8 protein-coding genes are annotated in these 9,267 nt (G+C 69.1%); 3 read left to right on the top strand and 5 right to left on the bottom strand.

Annotated elements, in window-relative coordinates; all coding sequences use genetic code 11:
- Window positions 1-127: 127 nt before the first annotated feature.
- The 4 genes from AB0O01_RS22950 to AB0O01_RS22935 form a co-directional block, all read right to left on the bottom strand.
- Window positions 128-1,627: a glycoside hydrolase family 3 protein gene (locus AB0O01_RS22950; protein ID WP_365315951.1), complete on the bottom strand. Its 1,500-nt coding sequence runs from the start codon at window positions 1,625-1,627 to the stop codon at window positions 128-130.
- Between the two features lie 9 nt (window positions 1,628-1,636).
- The gene (locus AB0O01_RS22945) at window positions 1,637-2,467 is read right to left on the bottom strand and encodes a carbohydrate ABC transporter permease (RefSeq protein WP_365315949.1); all 831 of its coding nucleotides are present in this window, start codon (window positions 2,465-2,467) and stop codon (window positions 1,637-1,639) included.
- Window positions 2,464-3,438 carry a sugar ABC transporter permease gene (locus tag AB0O01_RS22940; protein WP_365315947.1) on the bottom strand — a complete coding sequence of 325 codons (975 nt, stop codon included), beginning with the start codon at window positions 3,436-3,438 and terminating at the stop codon, window positions 2,464-2,466. Before AB0O01_RS22940 ends, AB0O01_RS22945 begins: the two co-directional genes overlap by 4 nt.
- A gap of 98 nt (window positions 3,439-3,536) precedes the next feature.
- Window positions 3,537-4,820, bottom strand: coding sequence for an extracellular solute-binding protein (locus AB0O01_RS22935; protein ID WP_365315946.1), 1,284 nt, complete (start codon window positions 4,818-4,820; stop codon window positions 3,537-3,539).
- A 444-nt stretch (window positions 4,821-5,264) separates the two neighbouring features.
- On the opposite strand from AB0O01_RS22935, the gene AB0O01_RS22930 reads away from it, so the two are divergent.
- The 3 genes from AB0O01_RS22930 (at window position 5,265) to AB0O01_RS22920 (ending at window position 8,594) form a co-directional block, all read left to right on the top strand.
- On the top strand, window positions 5,265-6,029 hold the full coding sequence (locus AB0O01_RS22930) for a GntR family transcriptional regulator (protein WP_355749162.1): 765 nt from the start codon (window positions 5,265-5,267) through the stop codon (window positions 6,027-6,029).
- A 161-nt stretch (window positions 6,030-6,190) separates the two neighbouring features.
- Window positions 6,191-8,350: a carbon starvation CstA family protein gene (locus AB0O01_RS22925; protein WP_365315944.1), complete on the top strand. Its 2,160-nt coding sequence runs from the start codon at window positions 6,191-6,193 to the stop codon at window positions 8,348-8,350.
- A gap of 28 nt (window positions 8,351-8,378) precedes the next feature.
- Window positions 8,379-8,594: a YbdD/YjiX family protein gene (locus AB0O01_RS22920; protein ID WP_365315988.1), complete on the top strand. Its 216-nt coding sequence runs from the start codon at window positions 8,379-8,381 to the stop codon at window positions 8,592-8,594.
- A gap of 116 nt (window positions 8,595-8,710) precedes the next feature.
- On the opposite strand, the gene AB0O01_RS22915 is transcribed toward AB0O01_RS22920, so the two are convergent.
- A complete protein-coding gene (locus AB0O01_RS22915; protein ID WP_365315942.1) occupies window positions 8,711-8,905 on the bottom strand; it encodes a hypothetical protein in 195 nt (64 codons plus the stop codon).
- Between the last annotated feature and the right edge of the window lie 362 nt (window positions 8,906-9,267).

Genomic DNA, 9,267 nt, shown 5'->3' with positions numbered 1-9,267 from the left:
CCCGCGCCCCTTGGGAACTGGCGCCGACTGCACCTCCCAGGGGCGCGGGGAACTGCGCGACCAGCCCCCACGCACCCGCATCCGGAAACGCACCCGCACCCACCCCGGCAAGGGACCCGCACCCGGCCTATCCCCCGGCGCCGCCGGCGATCGCCTCCGCCGCAGCCCGCCCGCAGACCCTGGCCGCGCCGTACGTGGCCACGTGCAGCGCACCCCGCGGCGGGGCCTGCGGGACGCCCATCTCGACCACGATCGTGTCCGGGCGGGACGCCAGCAGCGCGGTCACCGCGTCGGACATCCACGCGTGCCGGTGCTCGTCACGGACCACCGCCACCAGCGGACGCGCCCCCGCCGCCGCGAGGATCTCCCCCGCCGCGCCGGGACCGGTGTACGTCCCCGACTCGGTGCCCGGCAGCAGGTCCGCCAGGTCGGCCACCGGCCCCCACGGCGTCTCGTCGCCCACGGCGATATTGGCGACCGGCGAGAACAGCGCCACGTACGGCGCCGAGGTGAGCGGGGAGAAACCTTCCTCCCCCGCCGTCACCCGGAGCGCCCGGCGCGCGGCCGTCAGCCCGATGTCCCGGGGGACCGACCCTTCGGCGGAGCCGCTCGTGGCGTCCCGCGTCCAGCGCGCCAGCCCCCGTACCCGCTCCGCCGCGTCCACGAGCCGTTCCTCGGGCAGGTCGCCCGAGCGGACCGCGGCCACGATGGCGTCACGCAGCCGCCAGACCGTCTCGTCGTCGGCGAGGCCGCCGCCCACGCAGATCGCGTCGGCCCCGGCGGCCAGGGCGAGGATGGTGCCGCGCTCGATGCCGTAGGTGCCGGAGATGGCCTGCATCTCCACGGCGTCGGTGACGATCAGGCCCTCATGGCCGAGTTCGCGGCGCAGCAGGCCGGTGAGGATGCGCGGTGACAGCGTTGCCGGGTGGTCCGGGTCCAGGGCCGGGACCAGGATGTGGGCGCTCATCACCGCGAGGGAGCCGGCCGCGATGCCCGCCCGGAAGGGGGCGAGGTCGCGGGCGGCGAGGACGTCGGTGTCCACGTCGATGCGGGGCATGGCGTGGTGGGAGTCGACGGAGGTGTCCCCGTGGCCCGGGAAGTGCTTGACGCAGGCGGCGACGCCCGCCGCCTGGAGCCCCTGGACGTAGGCGGCGGTGTGCCGGGCGACCAGGTCGGGGTCGGCCCCGAAGGAGCGGACCCCGATGACCGGGTTGTCGGCGTTGGAGTTGACGTCGGCGGACGGCGCCCAGTTGAAGTTGACGCCGCACTCGGCGAGACGGCGGCCGAGTTCGTAGGCCACGTCCCGGGTGAGGGCGGTGTCGTCGACGGCGCCGAGGGCGTGGTTGCCCGGGAAGGAGGAGCCGGTGCGGACCTCCAGCCGGGTGACGTCGCCGCCCTCCTCGTCGATGGCGACGAGGACGTCGTCGCGCTCGGCGCGCAACTGGGCGGTGAGGGCGGTGAGCTGCTCCGGGGAGGCGATGTTGCGGCCGAACAGGCCGACCGAGGCGAGGCCCTCGCCGAGCCTGCGGAGCAGCCAGTCGGGGGCGGTGGTGCCGGGGAAGCCGGGCTGGAGAACGGTGAGCGCGTCCCGGGTGAGCGTGTCGGGTTCGCTGGCGATGGTCGTCATCGGATGGCGTTATCCCTTCACGGCGCCCGCGGTCAGGCCGCCGACGACCTTGCGCTGGAGGAAGAGGAAGAGGATGAGGATCGGGATCGCGAACAGCGTGGAGGCGGCCATGGTGGCGCCCCAGTCGTTGCCGAAGACGCTCTGGAAGCTGCTCAGCCACAGCGGCAGGGTCTGCGCCTGGGCTTCCTTGTTGATGACCAGGACGAGCGGGTACTCGTTCCAGGCGGTGATGAAGCCGAACATCGAGGTGGCCATCAGACCGGGCGCGAGCAGCGGGAAGATGACCTTGCGGAAGGCCTGGCCGCGGGTGCAGCCGTCGACCATCGCGGACTCCTCCAGTTCCTTGGGCACCGCGGCGACGAAGCCGCGCAGCGTCAGGATGGTGAAGGGCAGGATCATCATGGTGTAGAAGAGCGTCAGCGGGACCAGGCTGTTCAGCATCGACGCGTCACGGACGATCATGTAGATCGCGATGATCATGACTTCCCAGGGCGCCATCTGGGCCATCATGAAACCGATGATGAAGCCGCGCCGCCCCTTGAACCGCATCCGGGCCAGGGCGAAGGACGCGGCGAGCGCGATCAGCAGCGAGAAGGAGACCGCGAGGCCGGTGACGATGAAGGAGTTCGCGACGAACGTCCAGAAGTTGTCCGCCGAGACCGCGGTCGAGAAGTGCTTGAAGGTGAAGTCGGTCGGGAACCAGACCGGGTCCTCCGAGATGATGTCACCGGTCGGCTTGAAGGCCGTGGAGAACATCCAGTACACGGGGAAGACGAACCCGATGAACAGGATGGCGGCGATGGCATTGGGCCACACACGGCCGAAGAGCGAGCGCTTCACAGCCCCTCCTCCTCTTGCTTGAGCACGAGCCGCAGGTAGTACGCGGAGATTCCGAGCAGGATCAGGATGGTCAGTACGGCGATGGCGGCGCCCATGCCGTAGTGCTGGTTGCCGACGCCCTCGACGTAGGCGTAGACCGGCAGGATCTCGGTGAGCCGGTCGGGGCCGCCGCCGTTGAAGGTGAAGACCTGCACGAACGCCTTGAAGACCCAGATGACCTCAAGGAACGTGGTCGCGTAGAGGAACGGGGAGAGGAACGGCATGGTGACCGTGCGGAAGCTGCGCCAGGCGCCGGCTCCGTCCAGGGCCGCGGCCTCGTACAGCTCGGTGGGGATGGTGGTGGTGGCCGCGTAGAGGTTGAGCGCGACGAACGGGATGGACATCCAGACGATCAGCACGGTGACGACGAAGAACGTCGACATCTGGCTGCTGGTCCAACTGTAGTCGGCCATGGAGTGCCAGCCGAGTTTGTCCAGCACCCAGTTGACGACGCCGAACCGCTGGGCGAACAGCCACTGGTAGACGGTGGTGGCGGCGACCACGGGCATGGCCCAGGTCAGCACCAGGCCGATCATCAGGAAGATGCGCATCTTGCGGCCCAGGCGGGCGAGCAGCAGGCCGATCAGCGCGCCGAACACCATGATCAGGCCGACATTGACGGCCGTGAACAGGATCGAGCGAAGGGTGACCCGCCAGAAGTCCTCTCCGGTGAGGGTCTCCTTGTAGTTGTCGATGCCGTTCCACTCGGTGACGCGCTGGATGAGCTGCGCCATATTGAGGTTCTGGAAGGACAGCAGGAGGTCCTTCAGCAGCGGCCAGCCCAGCAGCAGCACGGTGGCCACGACGGCGGGCAGCAGCAGCAGGTACGGCAGATAGTCACCGGCGCGTTTCGGTGGTCTGCCCGGCCCGCTGGTCGGCGTCTTGCGGATCGGCACCTGATCCGAGGGCGGCCGTTCGGTCTGCACGGTCATGCTCGCGATCTCTCTTCTCGACCTACGTACGTTCGCCGGGGCGGAGACGGTCCGCGGACCGCCCCCGCCCCGGCTTGAGCGCGGGAGCGCTGGTGCGACTACTCCTGCGACAGACGCTTGTTGAACTCGCCCTCGACCTGGGCGGCGGCCTCGGCCGGGGTCTTCCCGTTCAGCACAGCGGTCAGGTAGGTCTTGATCGGGTTGGGCGCGTTCTCGACGGCGGCCCACTCGGCGATCAGCGGCGTGGTGCCACCGCCCGCGGCGGCCGGCGCGGCGGCCTCGGCTGCGGCGTTGCCCGCCAGGTTGGACTGGAGCGACTCCTTGTTGGGGATGACGCCGTTGGCCTTGGCGAGCTTGCCCTCGAACTCGTCCGAGAGAATGATCTTCAGGAACTCCTTGGCCAGATCCTGCTTCTGGCTGCCCGCCGCGACGGCGAGGTTGGAGCCACCGAGGAAGACACCCTCGGGCTTGTCCGCGGTCGGACCCGGGATCGTGAAGTAGCCGATCTGCTCCTCGATCTCGGGGTTGGCCTCGATCGCGATGCCGGCTTCCCAGCCCATGCCGATGAAGGAGCCGACGTTGCCCTCGGCGAACACCTCACCCTGCTGCGGGGTGGCCTCGTCCTTGTCCTTGGGGGCCTCGGACAGGGCCTGGAACTTCTTGTAGGTCTCCGCGGCGGCGGCGACCTCGGGCGAGTCGAGGTTGGAGACCCACTTGTCGCCGTCCTGCTTGACCAGCTCGCCGCCCTCGCCGACCACCAGGCCGACGAAGTGGTACCAGTTCTGGCCGGGCAGGTAGATCGGCTCGGCGTCGGTCTTCTCGCCGATGGTCTCCAGGTTGGCCAGGAACTCGTCACGGGTCTTCGGGGTGGTGGTGATCCCCGCGTCCGCCCAGACCTTCTTGTTGTAGAGGACCACGCGGTTGGCGAAGTACCAGGGAGCCGCGTACTGCTTGCCCTCGTAGACGGAGGAGTTGTTGAGCGCCTCGGTCCAGTCGGCGCCGATCTCGGTCTTGACGTCGGCCAGGTCGGCGAGGCCGCCGGTCTTGGCGTAGGCCGGGGTCTGGGTGTTGCCGATCTCGAAGACGTCCGGCGGGTTCTCCTCGGAGAGGGCGGTGGTCAGCTTCTGCTGAATACCGTTCCACTGCTGGACCTCGAACTTGACCTTGGCCTTGGTCTCCTTCTCGAAGGCCGCGGCCACCTCCGCCTGCCAGTCGTCGGGGGACGAGCCGTCCATCACCCAGACGGTCAGTTCCTGCCCCGCGTAGTCGCCGGGGGCAGCACTGTCGCCACCGTCACCGCCGCTGCCGCTGTCGCCCCCGCACGCCGCGATGGAAACCATCATCGCCGCGACACCGATCGCGGATATCAGCTTGCGCTTCACGCCACCCTCCTCAGGGATGCCACAAACCCCCCTGCCTCCCCGCGGTGCTCGTCGAAACGCCGTGCGTACCGTCAATGGGGCCGGGACCTGGACCAATGGTGTAGACCAGTACGGGGAGCTTGGCTCAGACCAATTGGCCTGTCAAGGGTGCTCATCGGCCCTCTCGATGTCCGTGATGACACCGAGATATGCAGAGACCTTTCATTGCGCAAGCCACGTATCGGACGTACCACTGCGGGCATACCACCTGCGTGATCCTGCCGTGATGGACTAGACCAACGAGGGTCACGAAGGTATACAGAGGAGATCACGGACCTGCGGCGGACCATGGGGAGGCGATCGGGCCGACCAGGAGTGGTCACGCGCGGACAGAGCCGTGCCACGATGTGAGCCGCGGCCGGCGGGTGCCGGTCGCTTCGGCATCCGGAGCCGGGAAGGCAGAGCATGACCACGGACGTCAGCAGTGCGGAGAACGAGGGTGGGGCGACCGTCCGTACCGCGCGTGTGCCCAAGTACTACCGCCTGAAGAAGCATCTGCTCGACATGACGGAGACGCAGACTCCCGGCACCCCGGTGCCGCCGGAGCGCACGCTCGCCGCCGAGTTCGACACCTCGCGCACCACGGTCCGCCAGGCGCTCCAGGAACTGGTGGTCGAGGGGCGCCTGGAGCGGATCCAGGGCAAGGGCACCTTCGTCGCCAAACCGAAGGTCTCCCAGGCACTCCAGCTCACCTCCTACACCGAGGACATGCGCGCCCAAGGGCTGGAACCCACCTCTCAACTCCTGGACATCGGCTACATCACCGCCGACGACCGCCTCGCCGGACTGCTGGACATCACCCCCGGCGGCCGGGTGCTGCGCATCGAGCGGCTGCGCATGGCCAATGGCGAACCGATGGCCATCGAGACCACCCACCTCTCCGCCAAGCGCTTCCCCGCCCTGCGCCGCAGCCTCGTCAAGTACACGTCCCTCTACACCGCCCTCGCCGAGGTGTACGACGTCCATCTCGCCGAGGCCGAGGAGACCATCGAGACCTCGCTGGCCACACCGCGCGAGGCCGGACTGCTGGGCACCGACGTGGGTCTGCCGATGCTGATGCTGTCCCGCCACTCCGTCGACCGCGACGGCAAGCCGGTGGAGTGGGTGCGGTCGGTGTACCGGGGTGACCGGTACAAGTTCGTCGCCCGCCTGAAGCGACCGGAGGCGTAGGTCCGGCCCGACCGGCGGCGACTCCACGAGCGTCCCGCAGCGTAGGGCCGTACATCCGCTTTACACAATCCCCTTACGCGACATGGCTGTTCACGCCGTAGCGCGCCTCACACGGCTGTCGTAGCGTCCTCCCGTCATCGCACACGACGGGAGGACGACCCGTGCGCACAGCGAATGCCCGCTCCATCGTCATCTGGACCCTGGTCGCACTGGTCGGAGCCGCCGGCTGGACCGTGCTCGCGCTCTCCCGCGACGAGGAGGTCTCCGCGGCCTGGATGGTCGCGGCGGCCCTGGGCTCCTACGCCATCGCCTACCGCTTCTACTCGAAGTTCATCGCGTACAAGGTCCTGCGGACCGACCGCACCCGGGCCACCCCCGCAGAACGCCTCGACAACGGCATCGACTACCACCCCACCGACCGCCGTGTCCTGCTCGGCCACCACTTCGCGGCCATCGCGGGCGCCGGACCGCTGGTCGGCCCCGTACTCGCCGCGCAGATGGGGTATCTGCCGGGCACGATCTGGATCGTCGTCGGCGTGATCTTCGCGGGCGCGGTCCAGGACATGGTGGTGCTCTTCTTCTCCACCCGCCGCGACGGCCGCTCACTGGGGCAGATGGCCCGCGAGGAGATCGGCCCGTTCGGCGGGGCGGCGGCGCTGCTCGCCGCGTTCGCCATCATGATCATCCTGCTCGGGGTACTGGCCCTGGTCATCGTCAACGCGCTGGCCGAGTCCCCGTGGGGCACGTTCTCCATCGGCATGACCATCCCCATCGCGCTGCTGATGGGCTTCTACCTACGGGTCCTGCGCCCCGGCCGGGTGGTGGAGGTGTCCCTGCTCGGCGTGGCCCTCCTCCTCTTCGCCCTGATCGCGGGCCGCTGGGTCGCCGAGTCCTCCTGGGCCGACACCTTCACCCTCGCCCCCTCCACCCTGGTGATCTGGCTGGTGGCGTACGGCTTCATCGCGTCGATCCTGCCGGTGTGGATGCTGCTCGCGCCGCGGGACTATCTGTCGACGTTCATGAAGATCGGCACGATCGTGCTGCTGGCGCTCGGCGTGATCATCGCGACGCCGACGCTGAGGATGGACGCGGTGACGCCATTCGCGTCGAGTGGGGAGGGGCCCGTCTTCGCGGGTTCTTTGTTCCCGTTCGTCTTCATCACCATCGCCTGCGGCGCCCTGTCCGGCTTCCATGCCCTGATCTCCAGCGGTACGACGCCGAAGATGATCCAGAAGGAGACGCAGGTCCGGATGATCGGCTACGGCTCCATGCTGATGGAGTCGTCGGTGGCGGTGATGGCCCTGATCGCGGCCAGCATCATCGACCCGGGCCTGTACTTCGCGATGAACGCGCCCGCCGGGGTCATCGGCACGACGGTCGAGAGCGCGTCGCAGGCGGTGGCGGGCTGGGGTTACTCCATCTCGCCGGAGGACCTGGCGCAGGCGGCGAAGAACGTCGAGGAGTCTTCTCTGCTGTCCCGGACCGGTGGGGCGCCGACCTTGGCGGTCGGCGTATCGGAGATCTTCTCCCAGGTCACGGGGGGTGGGCTGCGGGCCTTCTGGTATCACTTCGCCATCATGTTCGAGGCGCTGTTCATCCTGACCGCGCTGGACGCGGGCACGCGGGTGGGGCGGTTCATGCTCCAGGACATGCTGGGCAATGTGTACAGGCCCTTCAGGAACATCAGTTGGAAGCCGGGGCTGATCCTCACGAGCGCGATCGTGTGCGCCCTGTGGGGTTACTTCCTGTGGGTGGGGGTGCATGAGCCGCTGGGCGGGATCAACCAGCTCTTCCCGGTCTTCGGCATCTCCAACCAGTTGCTGGCGGCGGTCGCTTTGGCCGTCTGCACGACGCTGCTGGTGAAGTCGGGGCGGCTGAAGTGGGCGTGGATCACGGGAATCCCGCTGGTGTGGGACGTGACGGTGACGCTGACGGCGAGCTACCAGAAGGTGTTCTCGTCCGACCCGAAGGTGGGCTTCTTCAAGCAGCGCCAGGTGTTCCAGGACGCGATCGACCGGGGGGAGGTGCTGGCACCGGCCAAGAGCATGGACGACATGCGGACGGTGGTCATGAACTCGACGGTGGACGGGGTGCTGACGGCGGTGCTGGCGCTGCTGGTCGTCGTGGTGCTGGTCGATGCGGGGAGGGTGTGTGTGCGGCACGTTCGCCGTCCGGCGCTGTCGACGTTGAGTGAGGCGCCGTATGTCGAGTCGAGGATCGTGGCGCCGGATGGGTTGTTCGCTACGAAGGCGGAGCGGGCGGAGATGAGGGAACAGGGGGAGGCGGAGCGTGGGGCTGTCGGTGCTGCGGCGGATCAGTGAGGGGGTGCGGGGGTCGGTGGTGCGGCGGATGAGGGCGGGGGTGCGGGGGTCGGTGCTGGGGCGGATCGGGGCGGGGGTGCGGTGGTATTTGAGGGAGCTGACGGATGAGTCGGCGTACGACCGGTATTGCGCGCACCTGAGGAAGGGGGACGCGGGGGCGGAGGTGCCGTCGCGGAGGGAGTTCGAGCGGATGCGGGGGGAGCGGGCGGAGGGGGATCCTCGGGAGGGGTTTCGGTGTTGTTGAGGTGGGGTGGTGGTGAGTGGTCGGGTGCGGGTGCGTGGTCGCTTGTCGCGCAGTTCCCCGCGCCCCTGGGTGGGGTGCCCTGGCCGGGGTGAGGAGGTCCTGCCCCGGCCAGGGGGCTACTGGGCCCCGGTAAGGCAGTGGGGGCAGCGGCAGGGCGGCCAGCGGAGGGGGGCGAGGAGGAGGAGTGGGCCGGGGCCTGGGCGGTAGGTCCGCTGGGGGGTGTGGCCGGTGGGCTCGCCGTCGGGGCGGACGCGGTACGTCTCGACGGTCATCCGGGACTGTCCGGGCGGGGGCGGGGTTCCGGCGTTCATCGGGCGGTCCGTTGGGCGGGGATGCGGGGCCTGGGTGACGGTGGAGTGGTGGGGACGCGCCCGCGCGACGCGGGGTTCCGGCAGACAGGACAGGCACCGGCCCGCCGTTTGCCCGAGCCGGGCAGTAACAGGGTCAGCGTCCAGCGCAGGACCGTGTGGATAAGGTTGGTCATGTCGACCTGCTCTCTCAGGTTGGCGACGCCCCGGCAGGTCTAGCCACCTTGCCGGGGTTCTGTTTCGGACGGGTCGCGGTCGATCTCCGCCCATACGCAGGCCCCTTCGGCGGTTACTTCGTGGCCGTAGCGGTCAGCGTCCGCCAGGGCAATGAGCAGTGACTCCTGCTGAGCGGCCGGGAGGCGGGC

The organism is Streptomyces sp. NPDC093252, assembly GCF_040683675.1.
GTDB lineage: Bacteria > Actinomycetota > Actinomycetes > Streptomycetales > Streptomycetaceae > Streptomyces.
The sequence above is the reverse complement of the archived record's forward strand: the minus strand, read 5'-3'. Positions and strand labels throughout refer to the sequence as shown.